This is a genomic window from Streptomyces sp. NPDC096079, assembly GCF_040303145.1.
Lineage (GTDB): Bacteria > Actinomycetota > Actinomycetes > Streptomycetales > Streptomycetaceae > Streptomyces.
Genome location: NZ_JBEOST010000017.1, coordinates 38,373 through 57,381, shown reverse-complemented (window position 1 = coordinate 57,381; position 19,009 = coordinate 38,373). Strand labels below are relative to the sequence as shown.

At 75.3% G+C, this 19,009-nt stretch carries 14 protein-coding genes; 8 read left to right on the top strand and 6 right to left on the bottom strand.

All coding sequences use genetic code 11. From position 1 onward, the window contains the following. Position 1 precedes the first annotated feature (1 nt). Positions 2-346 carry an ArsR/SmtB family transcription factor gene (locus tag ABTY59_RS28120; RefSeq protein WP_352021838.1) on the bottom strand — a complete coding sequence of 115 codons (345 nt, stop codon included), beginning with the start codon at positions 344-346 and terminating at the stop codon, positions 2-4. A gap of 123 nt (positions 347-469) precedes the next feature. Between ABTY59_RS28120 and ABTY59_RS28115 the strand changes: the two genes are divergently transcribed. After that, a complete protein-coding gene (locus ABTY59_RS28115; RefSeq protein ID WP_352021837.1) occupies positions 470-1,549 on the top strand; it encodes an NADH:flavin oxidoreductase/NADH oxidase in 1,080 nt (359 codons plus the stop codon). Between the two features lie 254 nt (positions 1,550-1,803). Further along, positions 1,804-2,886 (top strand): WD40/YVTN/BNR-like repeat-containing protein, encoded by a 1,083-nt coding sequence (locus ABTY59_RS28110; protein ID WP_352021836.1) that lies wholly within the window; start codon positions 1,804-1,806, stop codon positions 2,884-2,886. 95 nt (positions 2,887-2,981) lie between these two features. Here the strand turns inward: ABTY59_RS28110 and ABTY59_RS28105 are convergent, their stop codons facing one another. After that, positions 2,982-3,659, bottom strand: a complete 678-nt coding sequence (locus ABTY59_RS28105) for a uracil-DNA glycosylase (RefSeq protein WP_352021835.1) — start codon at positions 3,657-3,659, stop codon at positions 2,982-2,984. A gap of 131 nt (positions 3,660-3,790) precedes the next feature. Here ABTY59_RS28105 and ABTY59_RS28100 point away from each other — a divergent pair, with 131 nt between their 5' ends. Both ABTY59_RS28100 and ABTY59_RS28095 read left to right on the top strand, forming a co-directional pair. Further along, positions 3,791-4,777 carry an N-acetylglucosamine kinase gene (locus tag ABTY59_RS28100; RefSeq protein WP_403538970.1) on the top strand — a complete coding sequence of 329 codons (987 nt, stop codon included), beginning with the start codon at positions 3,791-3,793 and terminating at the stop codon, positions 4,775-4,777. 225 nt (positions 4,778-5,002) lie between these two features. Beyond that, positions 5,003-5,926 carry a sirohydrochlorin chelatase gene (locus ABTY59_RS28095; protein WP_352021833.1) on the top strand — a complete coding sequence of 308 codons (924 nt, stop codon included), beginning with the start codon at positions 5,003-5,005 and terminating at the stop codon, positions 5,924-5,926. Between the two features lie 99 nt (positions 5,927-6,025). Here ABTY59_RS28095 and ABTY59_RS28090 read toward each other — a convergent pair whose 3' ends face one another. Both ABTY59_RS28090 and ABTY59_RS28085 read right to left on the bottom strand, forming a co-directional pair. Then, complete coding sequence (locus tag ABTY59_RS28090) at positions 6,026-7,081, bottom strand: lactonase family protein (protein ID WP_352021832.1); 1,056 nt, start codon at positions 7,079-7,081, stop codon at positions 6,026-6,028. A gap of 101 nt (positions 7,082-7,182) precedes the next feature. Next, positions 7,183-8,676 (bottom strand): FUSC family protein, encoded by a 1,494-nt coding sequence (locus ABTY59_RS28085; protein ID WP_352021920.1) that lies wholly within the window; start codon positions 8,674-8,676, stop codon positions 7,183-7,185. Between the two features lie 387 nt (positions 8,677-9,063). Between ABTY59_RS28085 and ABTY59_RS28080 the strand changes: the two genes are divergently transcribed. The 4 genes from ABTY59_RS28080 to ABTY59_RS28065 all read left to right on the top strand — a co-directional run bounded on the left by ABTY59_RS28080 (position 9,064) and on the right by ABTY59_RS28065 (position 16,947). Next, complete coding sequence (locus ABTY59_RS28080) at positions 9,064-12,207, top strand: AfsR/SARP family transcriptional regulator (protein WP_352021831.1); 3,144 nt, start codon at positions 9,064-9,066, stop codon at positions 12,205-12,207. Between the two features lie 158 nt (positions 12,208-12,365). Next, a complete protein-coding gene (eboE, locus tag ABTY59_RS28075) occupies positions 12,366-13,610 on the top strand; it encodes a metabolite traffic protein EboE (RefSeq protein ID WP_352021830.1) in 1,245 nt (414 codons plus the stop codon). Then, positions 13,607-14,386: an ABC transporter ATP-binding protein gene (locus ABTY59_RS28070; protein WP_352021829.1), complete on the top strand. Its 780-nt coding sequence runs from the start codon at positions 13,607-13,609 to the stop codon at positions 14,384-14,386. The genes eboE and ABTY59_RS28070 overlap by 4 nt, the downstream gene beginning before the upstream one ends. Further along, positions 14,386-16,947, top strand: coding sequence for an FtsX-like permease family protein (locus ABTY59_RS28065; RefSeq protein ID WP_352021828.1), 2,562 nt, complete (start codon positions 14,386-14,388; stop codon positions 16,945-16,947). The genes ABTY59_RS28070 and ABTY59_RS28065 overlap by 1 nt, the downstream gene beginning before the upstream one ends. 205 nt (positions 16,948-17,152) lie before the next feature. Here ABTY59_RS28065 and ABTY59_RS28060 read toward each other — a convergent pair whose 3' ends face one another. Both ABTY59_RS28060 and ABTY59_RS28055 read right to left on the bottom strand, forming a co-directional pair. After that, a complete protein-coding gene (locus tag ABTY59_RS28060) occupies positions 17,153-17,986 on the bottom strand; it encodes an MBL fold metallo-hydrolase (protein WP_352021827.1) in 834 nt (277 codons plus the stop codon). Then, entirely contained in the window at positions 17,979-18,851 is an 873-nt protein-coding gene (locus ABTY59_RS28055) for an NAD-dependent epimerase/dehydratase family protein (protein WP_352021826.1), read from the bottom strand. Before ABTY59_RS28055 ends, ABTY59_RS28060 begins: the two co-directional genes overlap by 8 nt. Positions 18,852-19,009 lie beyond the last annotated feature (158 nt).

Below are 19,009 nucleotides of genomic sequence, written 5' to 3'. Positions count from 1 at the left end.
ATCAGCCCGCGCGGCCGTCCTGGGCGCCGGCGGCGGCCAGGACGGAGTCGAGGAGGCCGGGGAAGAGGGCGTCGAGGTCGCTCCTGCGCAGACAGTTGAGCTTCGCCGTGCCCTGGTACATCTGCCGGATGACGCCGCTCTCGCGGAGCACCCGGAAGTGGTGCGTGGTCGTGGACTTGGTCACCGGCAGGTCGAAGTACGAGCAGCTGAGTTCGGTGTCCTCGCGCGCCAACTCCCGCACGATCCGCAGGCGTACGGCGTCCGAGAGGGCGTGCAGCACCTCTTCGAGGCGGATCTGGTCGCGCGTGGGGTGTTCGAGGACGCGCGGGCTGGTGGTGGTCGTCATGGCGGCGGCTCCACTTCATCCGGGATGCCGCCCATTGTACGAGAGACCTCGTAGTTTGACAGGTGACGTACTACGATGAGTATCGTACGAGCATCTTCGAGGCATCCCGAAACGGAGTCCGTCATGAGCGTCGCCCTGTTCGAGCCCTACACCCTGCGGTCCGTCACCGTGCCCAACCGGGTCTGGATGGCGCCGATGTGCCAGTACTCGGCGGAGACGAGCGGACCGCGCGCGGGTGTCGCCCACGACTGGCACTTCGCCCACTACGCGGCTCGCGCCACCGGCGGCGCCGGACTCATCCTCGTCGAGGCGACCGCCGTCGCCCCCGAGGGCCGCATCAGCCCCGCCGACCTCGGCCTCTGGAACGACGACCAGATCGAGGGGCTGCGCCGGATCGCCGGATTCCTCAAGGAGCACGGCACGGTGCCCGGCATCCAGATCGGCCACGCGGGGCGCAAGGCGTCCACCGACCGCCCCTGGGAGGGCCGCGGTCCGGTCGGCCCGGCCGAGGGGTGGCAGCCCGTCGGCCCCAGCCCCCTCGCCTTCGCGGAGGGCCACCCGGTGCCGACCGAGCTGACCGTCGAGGGCATCCGGGAGATCACCGGGCAGTTCGCCGACGCGGCCCGGCGCGCGCTCGCGGCCGGCTTCGAGGTCCTGGAGGTCCACGGCGCGCACGGCTACCTCATCGGCGAGTTCCTCTCCCCGCACAGCAACCACCGCACGGACGCGTACGGCGGCTCCTTCGAGAACCGCACGCGCCTCGCCCTGGAGGTCGTCGACGCGGTGCGGGCCGTCTGGCCCGAGGAGCTGCCCCTCTTCTTCCGGATCTCCGCCACCGACTGGCTGGAGGAGCGGGGCTGGACGGTCGACGAGACCGTACGGTTCGCGACCCTGCTGCGCGAGCACGGGGTCGACCTCCTCGACGTCTCCAGCGGGGGGAACGGCGGACCGGCCCGGATCCCGGTGGGCCCCGGTTACCAGGTGCCCCTCGCCGCCCGCGTCAAGGCGGAGACCGGACTGCCCGTCGCCGCCGTCGGCCTGATCACCGAGAGCGGACAGGCGGAGAAGATCCTCGCGAACGGGGAGGCCGACGCGGTCCTGCTCGGCCGGGAGCTGCTGCGCGACGCCTCCTGGCCGCGCCGCGCCGCCCGCGAGCTGGGCACGCGGACCCCCGCGCCGTCCCCGTACGCCTGGGCGATCTGACCGCGTCCCCGGCCTCCGGCGCCCTCGGGGCCGGCGGGCCCGGGGAGCACCCCCGGCGCGGGCGGACTCGGCGCGGGCCCGGAGAGCGCCCCCGGCGCGGGCGGGCTCGGCGTGGGCCCGGGGAGCGCCCTCGGGTCAGGCGCGCTCTCGGCGGGCCCGGGGGCCGGGCGCGGAGTGTCTGCGGGGGCCGCTGTCAGTGGGCGGGTGCAGACTGGCCACCATCCCGAGACAACGGCGTCCTGGAGGTGGCAGTCATGCCCGACGTACTCCTCACCGTAGGCACCCGCAAGGGCCTCTTCATCGGCCGGAGGCGCGGCGGGCGGTGGGAGTTCGACGCCCCCGCCTTCCCCGCGCAGGCGGTGTACTCCGTCGCCATCGACACCCGGCGGGAGGTCCCCCGGCTGCTCGTGGGCGGGGACAGCGCCCACTGGGGCCCCTCCGTGTTCCACTCCGACGACCTCGGCGAGACCTGGACCGAGCCGCCCCGTCCGGCGGTGAGGTTCCCCGAGGACACGGGTGTCTCCCTTGAGCGGGTCTGGCAGCTGCACCCGGCGCCGCGGCACTCCCCCGGCGTCGTGTACGCGGGGACCGAGCCGGCCGCGCTCTTCCGGTCGGCGGACGGCGGCGAGTCCTTCGAGCTCGTCCGGCCGCTCTGGGAGCACCCGACGCGCTCGAAGTGGGTGCCCGGCGGGGGCGGCGAGGCCGTGCACACCGTCGTCACCGACCCGCGCGACCCGGACGCGCTGACGGTCGCGGTGTCGACCGCCGGGGTGTTCCGCTCGCGGGACGGCGGGGCCGCGTGGGCGCCCTCGAACCAGGGGGTGTCGGCCGTGTTCCTGCCCGACCCGCACCCCGAGTTCGGGCAGTGCGTCCACAAGATCGCCCAGGACGCCGGCGACCGGGACCGGCTCTACCTCCAGAACCACTGGGGGGTCTTCCGCAGCGACGACGCGGGCGCGAGCTGGACCGACATCGGCGAGGGCCTCCCGTCCGACTTCGGGTTCGCGGTCGCCGCGCACCCGCACCGCCCGGACACCGCCTACGTCTTCCCGATCACCGCTGACTCCGACCGGGTGCCGGCGGACCATCGCTGCCGCGTCTACAGGACCAGGGACGCGGGCGGGACCTGGGAGCCGCTGAGCCGGGGGCTGCCCGAGGGCGACCACTACGGCACGGTGCTGCGGGACGCGCTCTGCACGGACGACGCGGACCCGGCTGGCGTCTACTTCGGCAACCGGAACGGCGAGATGTACGCGAGCGATGACGACGGAGACAGCTGGCGGCTGCTCGCGGAGCACCTGCCGGACGTGCTGTGCGTGCGGGCGGCGGTGATCTGACGGAACTCCGGAGCCGCCGGATCCGGTCGACCACCGGCAGGGGAAGGGGAGTCGGTCCGCGCGGTCATGCGCCCGGGGGGCGCCCGCCGGGGCAATCAGGGCAGGCGCCAGTCCACCGGCTGGGCACCCATGCCGAGGAGCATCTCGTTCGCCCGGCTGAACGGGCGGGAGCCGAAGAAGCCACGGTCCGCCGACATCGGGGACGGATGCGCGGACTCGACCGCCGGCAGGTTCCCGAGGAGCGGGCGGGCCCTGCGGGCGTCGCTGCCCCACAGGATCGACACCAAGGGCTTGCCCCGGGCGGCCAGCGCGCGGATGGCCTGCTCGGTGACCTCTTCCCAGCCCTTGCCCCGGTGGGCGCCCGCCTTGCGCGGGGCCGTGGTCAGCGCCCTGTTGAGGAGCAGGACGCCCTGGCGCGTCCACGGGGTCAGATCGCCGTTCGACGGCCGGGGCAGACCGAGGTCGGTGTGCAGCTCCCGGAAGATGTTCTCCAGGCTCGGGGGCAGCGAGCGGACCTCGGGCGCCACCGAGAAGCTGAGCCCCATCGGCATCCCCGGCGTGTGGTACGGATCCTGACCCACGATCAGCACCCGCACCTCGTCGAACGGCTGCTGGAAGGCCCGCAGCACGTTCGGCCCGGACGGCAGGTACGTCCGGCCCGCGGCGATCTCCGCCCGCAGGAAGTCGCCCATCGCGGCGACACGTCCCGCGACGGGGCCCAGGGCCTCCGCCCAGCCGGGCTCCACCAGTTCGTTCAAGGGTCGCGCTGTCACGGTCCGTCACTCTACCGGCCTACTCCGACAACCCGGTCCCGACCGCTTCGGGGGCCACCCCTCCGGACAGGCCCTAGACTCCGCCCACCTCCCCGCTCCACCTGTCGTGAGGACGGTGCACCGTGGTTCGCGTGAACGATCCCTCCGAGGGCCTGGCCGTCGGCGTCGACTCCGGTGGCTCGGGGCTGCGCATCGCGCTGGCCGACGCCGCGAGCGGCACGGTCCTCGGCAGCCGCGCCTCGCGCGAGCCGGTGCGCACGGGCCCGGGCGGGATCTCCGCCGGGCACCTCCTGGAGCAGGTCCTGCCCGCCGTCCGGGACCTCAGGGCGCCCTTCGCCGCACGGCCGGTCGTGGCCGTGACCGTCGGCGCGGCCGGGATGGCGACCCTCGGCGACGAGCTCCGGGCCGAACTGCCGGGCGCCCTGGCCCGGGCATGGGGCGTGGACCGGCTCGCCCTCGCGGCCGACGCGGTCACCGCGTACGCCGGGGCGCTCGGACAGCGGCCCGGCGTCGTCGTCGCGGGCGGCACGGGTCTGATCGCGCTCGGCACGGATCTGACGTCCTGGCGGCGGGCGGACGGCTGGGGCCATCTCCTCGGCGACTGCGGCAGCGGCGCCTGGATCGGCCGGGCGGGCCTGGAGGCGGCGATGCGCGCGCACGACGGCCGGCGCGGCGGCTCGCCGGCTCTCCTGGCCCTGGCGGAGAAGCTCTTCGGGCCGGCGGCCGGACTGGCGGGGGTGCTCTATCCGCGGACGGACCGGCCCGCCGTGCTCGCCTCCTTCGCCCCCGAGGTGGGGCGCTGCGCCGGCACGGACCCCGTCGCCGCCGGCATCCTCGCGCGGGCCGGGGCGCACATCGCCGAGGCGGCCGAGGCCGCGTGCCCGGCGGAGCCGGGCGCCGTGGTGGCCCTGACCGGGGGGCTCTTCAGGATGGGCGAGCCGCTGCTCGCTCCGCTGCGGGCCGCGCTCGCGGAGTTGCTGCCGGGAGCGCGGACGGTGGCGCCGGACGGCGATCCGCTCGCCGGGGCGGTCGGCCTCTCCGTCGCGCTCGCCACCGGCACCCTGCGCCTGCCGGAAGACCCCTCGCTGCTCCGCCTGTTCGGCCCCGTGGCGGCCTGACCGAAGCCGTCCGCCCAGGTGGGAGTGGGGGGTTCGGGTGTGGGGGCGGGCCCTGCCCGGGCGGGCGGAGGAGGCAAGCGGAACGGGCTCCGGGGCGGGCGCGGAGCGGAAGCGCAAGGAGGGCGGAACGGAAGCCGGGGCCGAGAGCGGACATAGAGGGGCAGAAGGCACGTGACCGCACCTCAGCCAACTGCGCGGCGGGCGAAACCAGTAGCATGCGGCGCCATGAGCTCCCCCACTGGGCCTGCTTCCGGCCTGCCTGTACGAATGCCTCGACCCCGCCAGTCCGGGCGGCACCGTCGCCCCGAACCCGCGGCGGCGCCCGAGGGCGCTCCCGCACTGGTTCTCGCCGTGCCCGGCGCGCCGTCCGCCGCCATACGCTCGCTGGCCGAAGAGGTCGTGAGCATCGCCCGCTCCGAGCTGCCCGGCCTGGAGGCCGCGATCGGCTTCCTGGAGGGTGACGACACCGAGTACGCCTCGCTCGCGACCGTCCTCACGGCGGCCGCCACGCTGCGCACCGAGCGGTACGAGCTGGCCCTGGCCGCCGGCCGTGAGGCCACCGCCCCGACGGGCCCGGCCGCGGTCGTCGTCCCGCTGCTCGCGGGCCCGGACAGCGCCCAGATGCGCCAGGTCCGCCAGGCCCTGATGGACGGCGGCAACACCGCCGAGCTGACCGACGTCCTCGGCCCGCACCCGCTGCTCGCCGAGGCGCTGCACGTCCGGCTGTCCGAGGCGGGCCTGGCCCGCGCCGACCGCGCCCGGCTGTTCACGGTCGCGACGGCCGCCGACGGCATCATCCTGGCCACGGTCGGCGGCGAGGAGGCCGTGCAGGCCGCCGGGATCACCGGCATGCTGCTCGCCGCGCGCCTGGCCGTGCCGGTGATGGCCGCCGCGCTCGACCAGGAGGGCTCCATCGCCTCCGTGGCCGAGCAGCTGCGCGCCGCCGGTGCCGAGCAGCTGGCCCTCGCGCCGTACCTGATCGGCCCGGAGCTGGCCGAGGGTCTCCTCGACGAGGCGTCGAAGGAGGCCGGGTGCGCCGCCGCCGAACCGCTGGGCGCCTACCCGGCCATCGGCAAGCTGGTGCTGTCGCAGTACACGGCCGCGCTGGGCATTCCGCCGCAGCAGCCGCAGGGCGCGCCCGCGGTCTGACCCGCACGCGCTCCGTTCCGTACGGAAGGGCCCGCACCGGACGTGTCCGGCGCGGGCCCTTCGTCGTGTCCGGCGGGAGGGTCCGGCGGGGGCGGGGGCTCAGCCGAGGACGACGCAGGAGGCGGCGGGGGCCTCGATGGCGCCCGCGCGCGTGGGGACGCCGGTCTCCGGGTCGAGGGTGAACCAGGTGACGTCCCCCGAGCGCTCGTTCGCCGCGTACAGGTGCCGTCCGGCGGGGTCGAGGGTGAGGTCACGGGGCCAGACGCCGCCACAGGGCACGGTGGCCACGAGCCGGGCCCCGGTGCCGTCCGGGTCGAGGGCGAGCACGGCGAGGGTGTCGTCGCCGCGCACGGCGGCCCAGAGGAAGCGGCCGTCGGGGGCGGCGACCACCTCGGAGGGGTAGCGGGGGCCGGCCGTCCCCTCGGGGACGACCGGAGTCTCGTCCAGCGGTTCCAGCACGCCCTCGGCGGCGTCCCAGCGGCAGACGGTGAGGGTGGGCTCCAGTTCGTTCAGGACGTACGCGTGCGTGCCGGACGGATGGAAGGCGAGGTGACGCGGCCCGGTGCCGGGGCGCAGCGCGGTCTCGCCGTGGAGGGTGAGCGCCCCGGTATCGGGGTCGAGGGCGCAGATCCGGACGGAGTCCGTGCCGAGGTCCACGCTGAGGACCCAGGCGCCGCTGGGGTCCGGGAGCACCTGGTGGGCGTGCGGGCCGCGCTGGCGGCCGGCGACGGGGCCGCTGCCCTCGTGCCGCAGGACCGTCGTGGCGGGACGGGCGGTGCCGTCCTCGGCCAGCGGCAGGGCGGTGACGCTGCCGGAGGTGTAGTTGGCGGTGAGGAGGTGTCCGGCGGCGAGCGCCAGGTGGGTGGGGCCCGCCCCCTCGACGGCCACGGGGGCGCCGAGCGGGCGCGGGGCGGGGCCGGTGACGTCGAAGGCCGCGACGGCGCCCGCCGCCGTCTCGGACACGGCGTGCAGCACGGGTCCGTCGAGGGCGAGGAAGGAGGGGTCGGCGACGGCGTCGCTGCCGCCGGTGAGGGTCAGGGCGCCCGTCTCCGGGTCGACGTCGGCGGCGAGGACGCCGCGGCCGCCCGCCGAGGTGAAGGAGCCGATGTACGCCCGTACCCCGCTCCGGCCCTGATCCGTCCCTGTGCCGCCCACGGTGCCTCCCCTGCCCGGGGCCGGTCGCGGTCGACCGGCCGTCGTCTCGTCGGGCCGACGGTAGCAGGCGGTCTAGACCAAAGCGGGGGAATGCCTCGAACTCAGGAACGGACCGGCCACGCGCCGGGCGGGGTCCGCAGGGGAGCGTCCAGCTCGGTGAGCACGCGGGCGAGCCCCCGGGCATGGGCGAGCGCGGGCGCGCCCGCGTGGGTGTCGCTCTCCGCCCGGAGATGACCGTCCGCGTCCACCGCGGCCCCCTGGCGGGAGGTGAGGGCCTCCACGGCGGCCTCGACCCGCCAGGCGGCCGCGGCGAGCCGGGCATCGTGACCGGCGTCCGGGTCGGCGGCCACGGCGACGAGGCCCCGCACCTCCGCGGCCGCCTCGTCGAGGAGCCGGAGGACCCGGCGGGCCCGCTGCTTCCGCCCCCTGAACGGGTTCAGCGGGTGCACCAGGGGCGCCAGCGCGGGCCGCACCCGCCCGAGGAGCGCCTCCAGCTCGGCGGCGTGCGGCGTCGGGTCGGCGGCCTCCTCGCCGGCGAGGCGCCGGACGGACGCCGAGGTGGCGGACCGGACGCAGAGGAGCGCGCGCTGGATCCAGGCGTCGTTCGTCGTGTGCGTCCGGACGGGAAGGACCAGCGTCACGGCGAGAGCGGCGCACACCGCCCCGACGCCGGTCTCGGTCACGCGCAGGAGGAGCAGGGAGCCGTCCAGGACCCCGAGCAGTCCGTAGAGCAGGCTGGCCATCACGGTGACCGCCAGGATCATCCAGCTGTACGACACGGCCGCGGTGTAGAAGATCCCGAACACGCACACGGCGACCAGCAGGGCGGTGGCGGCGGGCGCGCCGCCCAGGGGGACGGCGACGAGGAACCCGACGGCGATGCCGGTGACGGTGCCCAGGACGCGGCGGAAGCCCCGTACGAGCGTCTCGCCCCGCGAGGAGGTGTTGACGAAGATCCACCAGACGGTGCCGACGGCCCAGTACCAGCGCTGCTCCGAGAGGAACTGTCCGATGACGAGGGCCGCGCCCGAGGCGACGGTGACCTGGACCGCCTGCCGGGTGGTGGCCCGGGCGAGTCCCGTACCGGCCAGGGCGGGGGGCACGGCCGGCGGCGGGACCCGGCGCTCGATGGGCCACGCCACGAAGCGCACGGCGGCCGCCGCGCCCAGGGCGACGCCGGTGGCCGCGTACAGCTCGGGGAGCTGGGCGGGGAGCGCGTGCAGGAACTGGGTCACGAAGAACTGCATGAAGGCGAAGATGCCGAGCGCGTGCCCGCGCGGTCCCCAGCGGCGCGCGTACACGCCCGCGAAGATCACGAGCAGCCAGGCCGCGTCACGCAGGAGCGGGACGCCGTGCAGGAGCGCCGCGAGGGCGAGCACGGGGAAGCCGACCGTCGGCAGCAGGGCGGTGGTGACGGCCTGGCGGCGGACGGTGGGGTCGCCGACCGTGAAGAGCGCGAGCAGGGCGGCGAGGCCGGCGGTGATGGACGCGACGAGGGAGAGGCCGAGCAGCTCGGCCAGGGCGACGGCGAGTCCGACGCCGAGGACGGCGCGGAGCGAGACCCTGAGCCGGACGAGCCCCGGATCCGGGGCCATGAAGTACTTCTGCACGGCGGCCAATCCGCCCCCCTTGATCTGTTCCTCACCGCGCACGAGGCTCCCCGGGGATGGTGGGGGCTCGGACACGACGAAAGCACCGCGGGCCGGTCCGGCCTCGTCGCCGGACGGCGCAGCGCGGCGCCGAAGGTGTGTGATGGCTACAAGGATAGACAGAAGGGGGTACGACGGCTCAACCGAGGGACGGAAGCCTGAGCCATTGGCCCACCCGCACAGGGGAACGGGTGACCGGAGGGGGCCATTGGCCCACGTCGCCCGCCTCGGCCGGCGTACGGCCCCGAGCGGCGGACCCGGCGGTAAGGTGATCTTGCCGGCAGGCGCGGTCGGCTCTTGGGGGATGCGTTGGGTGAGCGGCTCGGCTTCGGAATGCTCGGTCCACTCGTGGTCTCGGCGGGCGGACGGACGGTTCCACTGGGGGGTGCGCGGCAGCGGGCGGTACTGGCCCTGCTGCTCCTGAGCCATGGGCGGGTCGTGCCCGTGGACTCCCTGGTGCACGCCCTGTGGCACGACCACCCGCCGGCCACCGCGCGCACTCAGATCGCCATCGTCGTCGCGGCCCTGCGCAAGGCGTTCAAGAACGCGGGGGCGACGGACGAGGTCATCGCCACCGAGCACCCCGGCTACCTGCTGCGGACCGACGGGCACGATCTCGACAGCACCGCCTTCACCGCGCTCGTCGCGGACGCCGAGACCGCGGTCCGCGCGCGGCGCCCCGCCGACGCCGCGCGCCACTACGCCGACGCGCTCGCGCTGTGGCGGGGGCCCGCGCTGGCCGGGGTCACCGGCCGCCAGGCGGAGGACGAGGCCGCCCGCTGGGAGGAGATACGCCTGCACGCCCAGGAGGCCTGGACGGGCGTACGCCTCGACCTGGGGCAACACCGCGTGCTGCTGCCCGAACTGGCCGCCGCCGTGCGGGAGCACCCGCTGCGCGAGCGCTCCCAGTACCACCTCATCCTCGCGCAGTACCGCTCCGGACGCCGGGCCGAGGCACTGGAGAGCTTCCGGGAGGCCCGGCGCACGTTCGTCGAGGAACTCGGCATGGAGCCCGGCCCCGAGCTCCGGACGCTGCACGACGCGATCCTGCGCGACGACGCCGCCCTCGTGGCCGCCGGCCCGGCCCCATCCCCCGAAGGGCCGGCGGTGAGCCGCTCCGTCGTCCCCTCCGAACTGCCCTCCGACGTGCCGGCCTTCACCGGACGGGAAGAGGAGCTGGCCGCCCTGGAGACGCTGGTGGAGGTCCAGGACACCGGCCGTCGCGCACCGGGAGTCGGGCTGATCACCGGCGTCGCCGGCGTCGGCAAGACCGGGCTGGCCGTCCGCTGGGCGCACCGGGCCACGCGGCACTATCCCGACGGCAGGCTCTTCGCCGACCTCCGCGGATACGACGACCACCACACCCCGACCGCCGCGGGGGAGATCCTCGGACGCTTCCTGCGTTCCCTCGGGGTCGCCGGCGAGGACGTCCCCGACGAACTGGAGGACCGGATCGCGCTGTACCGCAGCGTGCTGGCCGACCGCCGGGTCCTGCTCGTGCTCGACAACGTCCGCACGCCGGAGCAGATCCGGCCGCTGCTGCCGGGCGGCGGAGGCTGCGCCGTGCTCATCACCAGCCGCGAGCAGCTGGAGCAGCTGGTCACCTGGCCACCGTCCGCACGGATCCTCCTCGGGCTGCTGCCCGAGGACCGCTCCCTCGAACTGCTCGGCGGCATCGTGGGCGAGGCCAGGATCCACGGCGCGCCCGCCGAGTCCGCCCGGCTGGTCGCGCTGTGCGACCGGCTGCCGCTCGCGCTCCGCATCGCCGCGGCCCGGCTCGCCTCGAAGCCCCACTGGTCGGTCCGGCACCTGGTCACCCGGCTCAGCGACGAGCGGCGCCGCCTCGACGAGCTCAGCCAGGGCGAGCTGCAGGTCCGGGCCGGGTTCGCGCTCAGCTACCGCTACCTGGACCGGGAGGCGGCCCGCCTCTACCGCCTCCTCGGGCTCCTCTCCGGACCGGACTTCGCCTCCTGGGCCGGGGCCGCGCTCCTGGACTGCGGCGAGCTGGAGGCCGAGCGGCTCATCGAGCACCTGGTGGACGCGCAGTTCCTTGAGGTCTCCGGGGTCGACTCCACCGGGCGGCTGCGCTACCGCTTCCACGACCTGCTGCGGCTCTACGCCCGCGAGCTGGCCCGGGAGGAGGAGTCCGAGGCGGACCGGCTGGCCGCCTGCGACCGCTTCTTCCGGACCTGCCTGACCCTCGCCGAGCTGGCGTACGGGCGCGAGGAGGGCGGGGACTTCGACACGGTGCACGGGGACGTACCGCGCAGGGAGGTCGAGCCCGCCCTCGTCGAGGAGCTGCTGGCGAGCCCCATGGAGTGGTTCGAGGCCGAGCGCCTCACCCTGCTCGCGGTCGTCGGCCAGGCGTGCGAGCTGGGCATGGCGGAGCTGGCGTGGGATCTGGTCCTCTGCCTCCAGGTGCTCTTCGAGGCGCGCAACTACGTGGAGGACTGGCGCTCGTGCAGCGAGCGGACCCTCGCGGCGGCGATCGCCGCGGGAAACGTGCGGGGGCAGGCCGCCATGCACATGGAGCTGGGTGTGGTCGAGCTGAGGCTGCGCCGGGTGCCCGAGGCGGCCGAGAGGTCGGAGACCGCGCTGGCCCTGTTCCGGGAGGCGGGCGACGCCCACGGCGCGGCGCTCATTCTGAGCCACCTGGGGCTCATCCACCGGATCAGGGGCGAGTACGAGCAGGGCACGCTCCGCCTGCGGGAAGCCCTTCCGGTCCTCCGCGAGGTGGGCGACCTCTCGGCCGAGGCGTACGTGCTGCAGGGCCTGGCGCAGATGGCGCTCGAAGAGGACAGGCCGCACGAGGCACTGGAGCTGAGCCGCCGGGCCGTCGCGGTCGTCGCGGTCCTCCCGGCGGCGGGACGCTCCCAGGCGATGGCCGCGCACCGACTGGGCGGCGTGTACCTCGCGCTGGGACAGCTCGGACCCGCCGAGGAAGCCTTCGGCAAGGCGCTGCGGATCGTCAAGGAGAAGTGCGACCTGCTCGGTTACGCGCACGCGCTGCTGGGGCTCGCGGAGACCCGGCGCGCGGCCGGAGCGGCGTCGGAAGCGGAGGAGATCTACCTGGAGGCGTTCGACGTCGCGCGGCGCCACCACAGCACGCTGATCGAGGGCCAGATCCGGTTCGGCCTCGGGCAGCTCCACCGGGAGGGAGGCCGCCCACGGGAGAGCCGGGTACACCTGACCGCCGCGCTCGACGTGTTCCGCGCGATCGGCTCCCCGCCGTGGGAGGAGAGGACGAACCGCGCCCTGGAACTGCTGGACGCGACGGAACGCGGCCGGACCGCGACGGGCCCCGGCGCCGGCACGACCAGCTCCGACCCCGCCACGACGGACCCCCGCGCCGGCACGACCAGCTCCGACCCCGCCACGACAGACCCCCGCGCCGCCGCGACCGACCCCGGACCCGCCACGACGGCCGGAGCCCCGACGGACGCCACGTCCCCCGCGGCGGTGTGCCGCCCGGTGTGAGAGCGGTCGCCTAACCGCTCGATATCCGGCCGATAAAGCCGACTCCTAGCGTCGTCGCAGACGAGAAGGCCCCACAGGGGCACGAGAGTTCTGGAGTCTGCGATGTTCCGTTCCGTCGGCGTGCCCCGCCTTACGGCCGCCCGCCCCGGAGCCGCCTGATGCGGTTCCGGCACCGCGACGGCACCGCCGTCCACCTCGGCCACTGCGCCGACCTGCACCCGGCCGACACCCTGGAGGGCATCACCGCCCGGCTCGCCGCGCACGCCGAGCCGATCCGCCGCGCCACCGGCGAGCCGGTCGTCGGCCTCGGCCTGTGGCTGCCCGCCGTCACGGCGGCGGCCCTCGCCGCCGACCCGGCCGCCGTCACCCGGCTGCGCCGCATGCTCGCCGAGCGCGGAGTGGAGACGGCCACCCTCAACGGCTCCCCCTACCGGGTCTTCCACGCCCCCGTGGTGAAGCGGGCCCTGTACTACCCGGACTGGTCCGAACCGGCCCGGCTGGACTACACGCTGGACCTGGCCCGGATCATGGCCCGGCTGCTGCCCGACGACGCCCGGCGCGGCTCCGTGTCGACGCTGGCGCTGGCCTGGCGCACCGCCTGGTCGCGGACCCGGATGTCCGCCGCGATGCGGCAACTGGACGCTCTCGCCGTGGGGCTCCGGGAGATCGCGGCGGAGACCGGACGGACCGTACGGGTCGCCGTCGAACCGGAGCCGGGCTGCGTGGCAGCGACCACCGAGCAGGCGGTCGAGGTGCTCAGGGACGTCGACCACGACTGGATCGGGCTCTGCCTGGACGCCTGTCACCTCGCCGTCGCCCACGAGGACCCGGGCACCGCCGTCGCCCGGCTGCTGGCGGCGGGGCTCCCCGTGGTGAAGGTCCAGGCGTCGTGCGCCCTGGAGGCTCCGGAACCCGTCGACGCCGGCGTACGGAAGGCACTGGCGGCGTTCACCGAGCCGCGCTTCCTGCACCAGACGGGGGAGGCCGGGCCCGACGGCCGGGCGCCGCTCGGCTCCGACGACCTCGGGCCGGCCCTCGCCGGCGCCCTGCCCGGCCTCGCACCGTGGCGCATCCATCACCACGTGCCGCTGCACGAGGAACCCGCCGCCCCCCTCGCCTCCACCCGGCCCGTGCTGCGCGCCACCCTGAGCGCGCTGTTCGCGGGAGACCGCGCCGTCACCGACCACGTCGAGGTGGAGACCTCCACCTGGTCCGCGCTCGCCGAGCACCGCAGGCCGGTCGGCGCCGCCGGACTGGCCCGGGCCGTCGCCGCCGAACTCGACTGGGCGGCCCGGGAACTCACCGGTCTCGGCCTGACTCCCGAGGTTCCCACCCCGCAGCCCCCATTCACCCCCTCACCCACCACCCCCTCACCCACCCTCGAAAGGACAGGTCGCGCATGAGGACCGAGACGAACCCTTCCCCCGGACGGAGCGGCGCCCGAAGCACGGACTTCGCGCTGCGCCTCGACGGGGTCGTGAAGGAGTACGGAAAGACGGGCCGCTCCGTGCGGGCCCTCGACGGGGTCTCGGTCGGCATCGAACGCGGCTCGTTCACCGCCGTCATGGGCCCCTCCGGCTCCGGGAAGTCGACCTTCCTGCACTGTGCCGCCGGCCTCGACAGACCCTCCGGCGGCTCCGTCTTCATCGGCGACACCGAACTGGGCGGAATGAACGAGACGCGGCTGACGAAGCTGCGGCGCGAGCGCGTCGGCTTCGTCTTCCAGGCCTTCAACCTCATCCCCGCGCTGTCCGTGCGCGAGAACGTGGAGCTGCCGCTGCGCCTGGCCGGCGAGCGGCTCGACCCCGCGTGGCTGGAGGAGATCCTGAGCCGCGTGGGCCTGGCCGGCCGGGCCGCCCACCGGCCGGCGGAGCTGTCCGGCGGGCAGCAGCAGCGGGTCGCGATCGCCCGGGCCCTGATCACCCGGCCCGATGTCGTCTTCGGTGACGAGCCCACCGGCGCCCTCGACACCATGACCGCCAAGGAGGTCCTCTCGCTGCTGCGCTCGTGCGTGGACGAGACCGGGCAGACCGTGGTCATGGTCACCCACGACCCCGTCGCCGCCTCCTACGCCGACACTGTCCTCTTCCTCGCCGACGGCAGGATCGTCGACCGGATGGCCGCGCCCACGGCCGACCGCGTCGCCGACCGCATGACGCACCTGGGAGCGTGGGCCTGATGCTGCGCTACGCCCTGCGGACACTGAGCGCCCGCAAGGGAGGCTTCACCGGCGCCTTCCTCGCGCTCTTCTGCGCCTCCGCGCTGATCACGGCCTGCGGCATCCTGCTGGAGACCGGGCTCCGCGGAACCATCGGCACCGAGCGGTACGCGGGATCACCGGTGATCGTCGCCGCCGACCAGAACGTCCACCAGGTCACGGTCGAGCGGAAGGGCGACAAGACCAAGCGGAAGGAGAAGACCAAGCCGCTCGGCGAGCGCGTGTGGCTGCCCGCCGGCACCGTGACCACGCTCGCCGCCCTCCCGGGCGTGCGGGCCGCGGTGCCCGAGGTCACCTTCCCCGCGTACGCGGTCACCGCCTCGGGTCGGGTCGTCCCGGGCGTCGACGGCAAGGCCTCGTACGGTCACGCCTGGACCTCGGCGCCGCTGACCCCCTTCACCCTGGTCGAGGGCGCCGCCCCCGCCGCGCCGGACGAGGTCGTCGTCGACCGTGAACTGGCCGCGCGGGCAGGCCTGAAGCCCGGTGCCGAGGTGACCGTCCAGTCGACCGACGCCCCGCGCACGTACCGCGTCACCGGCGTCGCGGCCCCCACCGGCGGCGACCTGGGACAGCAGACCTCGCTGTTCTTCACGGACGCCGAGGCCGGCCGGCTGTCCCGCCACGCCGGCCGTGTCATGGCCGTCGGGGTACTGCCCGAGGCCGGAGTCTCCCCGTCGGAACTCGCGGCCCGCGTCGCTCAGGCCCTCGACGGCAGCGGCGCCACCGTGGCCACGGGCGGCGACCGCGGCCCCGTCGAGTTCCTCGACGCGGCCAAGGCCCGGATCAAACTGGTCTCCATGGGGGGCGCCATCGGTGGCACGTCGCTGCTCGTCGCGATCCTCGTGGTCGTCGGCACCTTCGCGCTCACCATCCAGCAGCGCCACCGCGAGCTGGCCCTGCTGCGTGCCGTCGCGGCCACGCCCCGGCAGGTCCGGGCGCTCATCGGCCGCGAGGCGCTGATCGTCGGAGCCCTCGCCGGCGTTCTCGGAGCGGTCGCCGGTCTGCCCGTCGCCCACTGGCTCCACGGCCGGTTCGTCGAGTTCAAGGCGATTCCGGAGACCCTCCGACCGACCGTCGGCGTCTTCCCGTTCTTCGCCGCCGTCGGGGCGTCCCTCCTGGGCGCCTGGGCCGCCGCACGGATCTCGGCCCGCCGCGCGAGCCGCATCCGCCCGGCCGAGGCCCTGTCCGAGGCGGCCATGGAGCGGCGGACCGTCGCCTGGGGGCGGCTCGGGGCCGGCGTCGGCTTCCTCGTCGGGGGCGTCGTCCTCCTCGTGGTCCTCGCCACGCTGCGCAGCGAGCCCGCCGCCACTCCGGTGACCTTCCTGTCCGTGGTGGTCCTCGCGGTGGCCGTGTCCCTGCTCGGGCCGCTCGTCGCGAGGATCGCCGTGGCCGTCCTCGGGGTCCCGCTGAGGGTCTCGCGGGTCGGCGGTCATCTGGCCACGGCCAACGCCCGCGCCCACACCAAGCGGCTCTCCGCGGCCATCACTCCGCTGACGCTGCTGATCGCCATGGCGTGCACGGTGTTCTTCGTCCAGACCACCATGGGTGCGGCGGCCACCGCACAGGCCCGCGCCGGCAACAAGGCGGACTGGGTCGTGGGCTCGGCCGGCCCCGGTGTGCCGGCACAGGCGGGCGAGCGCCTCCGCCGGGTCCCCGGCGTGGCGGCGGTGACCGAGGTCGTGCGCACGTCGGTACGCGTCGGGCTGGAGAAGTACCCGGCGCAGGGCGTCTCCACCGACGGCCTCGCCCTCACCTGGGACCCGGCCGTCACGGCCGGAACCCTGGACGGCTTCGGGCCGCGGAGCGTCGCGCTCAGCGAACTCGCCGCCGACGCCCTCGGCAAGCGGCCGGGGGACCGGCTGGGGCTGGCCCTCGGCGACGGCACCGAGACCGAGCTCACCGTCGCGGCGGTGTACGAACGCGGGCTCGGATTCGGCGACGTGACGATGGCCCATGCGCTGGTGGCCCGGCACGTCGACAACCCGCTGGCCTCCTCGCTGCTCGTGAAGACCGAGGACGGGGCGGGACCCGGCCGGGCGGAGCTGGGCCGGGCGCTCGGCGCCCTGCCGGGGGTGGCCGTCCTCGACCGGGACGAGGTCGAGGACCTGCAGGCGGAGGTGCAGCGCTCCAACGCCGAGGTGAACTACCTCGCGATGGGCCTGATCATCGCCTTCACCGCGATCGCCGTGGTCAACACCCTGGCGATGTCGGTCTTCGACCGGACGCGGGAGTTCGCCCTGCTGCGGCTCATCGGCACCACCCGGCGCCAGGTGAGGGGAATGCTCCGCATCGAGGCGGCCCTGGTGGTGCTGATCGCCGCGGTCCTGGGATCCGGCATCGCGTTCGCGGTGCTCACGGCCTTCAGTGTCGGCATGACCGGTTCGGCCTCCCCGTCCGTCGACGTCCCGACGTACCTCGGCACCGTGGGATGCGCCGCCCTGCTCACCGCTCTGGCGACGCTGGTTCCCGGCCGCCTCGCCCTCGCGGGCCGCCCCGCCGACGTCATCGGCTCGCGCGTGTGACGGCAGGAGCCGCGTCACGGCCGGGGGCGAGCCCTGTGGGCCTCGGGCAGGAGCCGCGTCCCGGATGGGGGCGAGCGCTGTGCGCCTCCGGCCGGAGCCGCGCCCCGGCCGGGGGCGGCCCCTGTGCGGCCTCCGGCCGGAGCACCTCGCACGGCGACGGGTGACCGGGGCTCCCGGTCACCCGTCGTCCCCCTCCGCGTCGGTGCTACACCCGCGCCGCGGCCGTCGTGGCCTCCTCGAACCGGAGGTAGCGGTCGACGGACCGGGCCAGGACCTCGTTGCCCCGCGAGGTGACGACCCGGTTCCACCAGGCGCCGTAGATCCGCTCGAAGCGGTGGCCGGCGAGCAGGTCCGCGGCCGCGCGGACCGCCCGCGGACGCTCCGGGATGTGGTTGGGGTAGCTGTACATGAAGCTGACCCAGCGGTTGTCCGGGCACACGTTGACCACGTCTCCGGTGAACAGCGCCCCGTCGCCCGCGCTCCAGTGCAGCACCGCGCTGCCCGGGAAGTGCACCCCCGGGTTGATCAGGGTCACCTCGTCCGTGAGCCGGAGCGTGCGTCCGCTCCAGAACCGCAGCGCCGGGTCCGGCCGGCCCACCCACTCCCGGTCGGCCTCGTGCAGATGGACCGGCGCGTCGAAGGCGTGGGCCCAGTCGACCATCGAGGAGTAGAAGTGCGGGTGGCTGATCGCGATGTGGTCGATGCCGCCGAGCTCCTCGACGGCCCGAACCATCGCGTCGTCGAGGTACGGCACGCAGTCCCACAGCACGTTCCCCGCGGCGGTGCGCAGCAGCAGGGCCCGCTGGCCGATGGCGAAGTGCGGGGTGACGCCCACGCCGAGCACACCGGGCCCCTGCTCCTCGAAGCGGCCGCTGTGGCCCTCCGCGCGCAGCTCGGCCCGCGTCGTCCACCGCTGACCCCCCGGGGCCGGGTACTGGCGCTCGTCCAGGCAGACCGGGCAGTCCGGACGCGCGACGGCGTACTGGGTGCCGCAGGCGCGGCAGATCGGCGGGGCCGTCGGGTCGGTGGTGTCAGTCACGGTCGCCTCCGGCCAGCTCGGTGAGGACGCCCGGGCGGCTCGGGCGCCAGCCCAGCTCCTCGACGGCGCGCCGCCCCGACACCACCTGGTCGAGGGCGAGCGCCTCGGCGAACGGCTCCCCGAGCACCTCGGCGGCCTCCGCGAGCGGCCAGGACTCGGCCCGTCCGGTGCCGCCCGCGGCGATGTCGGCGGCGGCCGCGACCGCGGCGGTGGGGACGGACTCCCAGGCGACGCCGTGCAGGAGGTCACCGGGGGCGGCCTTGGCGACGGCGAGGGCGTACAGCTCGGCGAGGTCGTCGACGTGCACCATCGGCCAGCGGGTCGTGACCGGTCCCACGTAGCGTCCCGTGCCGCGTTCCCGGGCCCAGCGGGTCATCAGGGCGGGAATGCCGCCGTCCCGCCCGTACGCGATGCCGGGGCGTATCACCATGGCCCGCACGTCGTCCTCGGCGGCGGCCAGCACCCGCTGCTCGATCCCCGGCCGGTAGCCGACGATCGCGATGGGGTCGGTGTCGGCGTCCTCGGTCAGTGCGGTGTCCCCGGTCGCCCCGAGCACCCACACGCCGCTGGTGTAGACGAACGCCCGGCCCGTGCCGCGCAGGGGCGCGAGCAGTGCCTCAAGGGCGGCGGTGTCCACCGCCTCGTCGCCGGTGGGCGTGGCCAGGTTCACCACGACGTCCACCTCGTCCGTGACCGCCGCGCGCAGCGACGCGGGGTCGGTCAGATCGCCCACGCGCACGGGCACGTCCGGGTTCAGCGCGCCCGCGTCCTTGACGAGCGGCAGCACGTCGTGGCCTTCCCGCGTCAGCCGCGACACCACCGCGGAGCCGATGTAGCCGGTGGCACCGAGCACCAGAACCTTCATGAACCCTCCCATGCCGAGCACTTCTCGAACACGGGGAACACTAGGAACCGCGTCCTGCGCAGCGGATCCGTCGAACGACGGGGGTGCGGTACCGGCGTCGGTACGTGACGGGGCGCCGGACCGACGCGGTCGACCAGGGTCGACGGGGGCGGGCCGAC

What these genes read in the sequence shown, in the direction of transcription:
- ABTY59_RS28120 (WP_352021838.1), bottom strand. Translation starts at nt 346, where the DNA reads ATGACGACCACCACCAGCCCGCGCGTCCTCGAACACCCCACGCGCGAC.
- ABTY59_RS28115 (WP_352021837.1), top strand. Translation starts at nt 470, where the DNA reads ATGAGCGTCGCCCTGTTCGAGCCCTACACCCTGCGGTCCGTCACCGTG.
- ABTY59_RS28110 (WP_352021836.1), top strand. Translation starts at nt 1,804, where the DNA reads ATGCCCGACGTACTCCTCACCGTAGGCACCCGCAAGGGCCTCTTCATC.
- ABTY59_RS28095 (WP_352021833.1), top strand. Translation starts at nt 5,003, where the DNA reads ATGAGCTCCCCCACTGGGCCTGCTTCCGGCCTGCCTGTACGAATGCCT.
- ABTY59_RS28085 (WP_352021920.1), bottom strand. Translation starts at nt 8,676, where the DNA reads ATGGCCCCGGATCCGGGGCTCGTCCGGCTCAGGGTCTCGCTCCGCGCC.
- ABTY59_RS28080 (WP_352021831.1), top strand. Translation starts at nt 9,064, where the DNA reads ATGCTCGGTCCACTCGTGGTCTCGGCGGGCGGACGGACGGTTCCACTG.
- eboE (WP_352021830.1), top strand. Translation starts at nt 12,366, where the DNA reads ATGCGGTTCCGGCACCGCGACGGCACCGCCGTCCACCTCGGCCACTGC.
- ABTY59_RS28070 (WP_352021829.1), top strand. Translation starts at nt 13,607, where the DNA reads ATGAGGACCGAGACGAACCCTTCCCCCGGACGGAGCGGCGCCCGAAGC.
- ABTY59_RS28065 (WP_352021828.1), top strand. Translation starts at nt 14,386, where the DNA reads ATGCTGCGCTACGCCCTGCGGACACTGAGCGCCCGCAAGGGAGGCTTC.
- ABTY59_RS28055 (WP_352021826.1), bottom strand. Translation starts at nt 18,851, where the DNA reads ATGAAGGTTCTGGTGCTCGGTGCCACCGGCTACATCGGCTCCGCGGTG.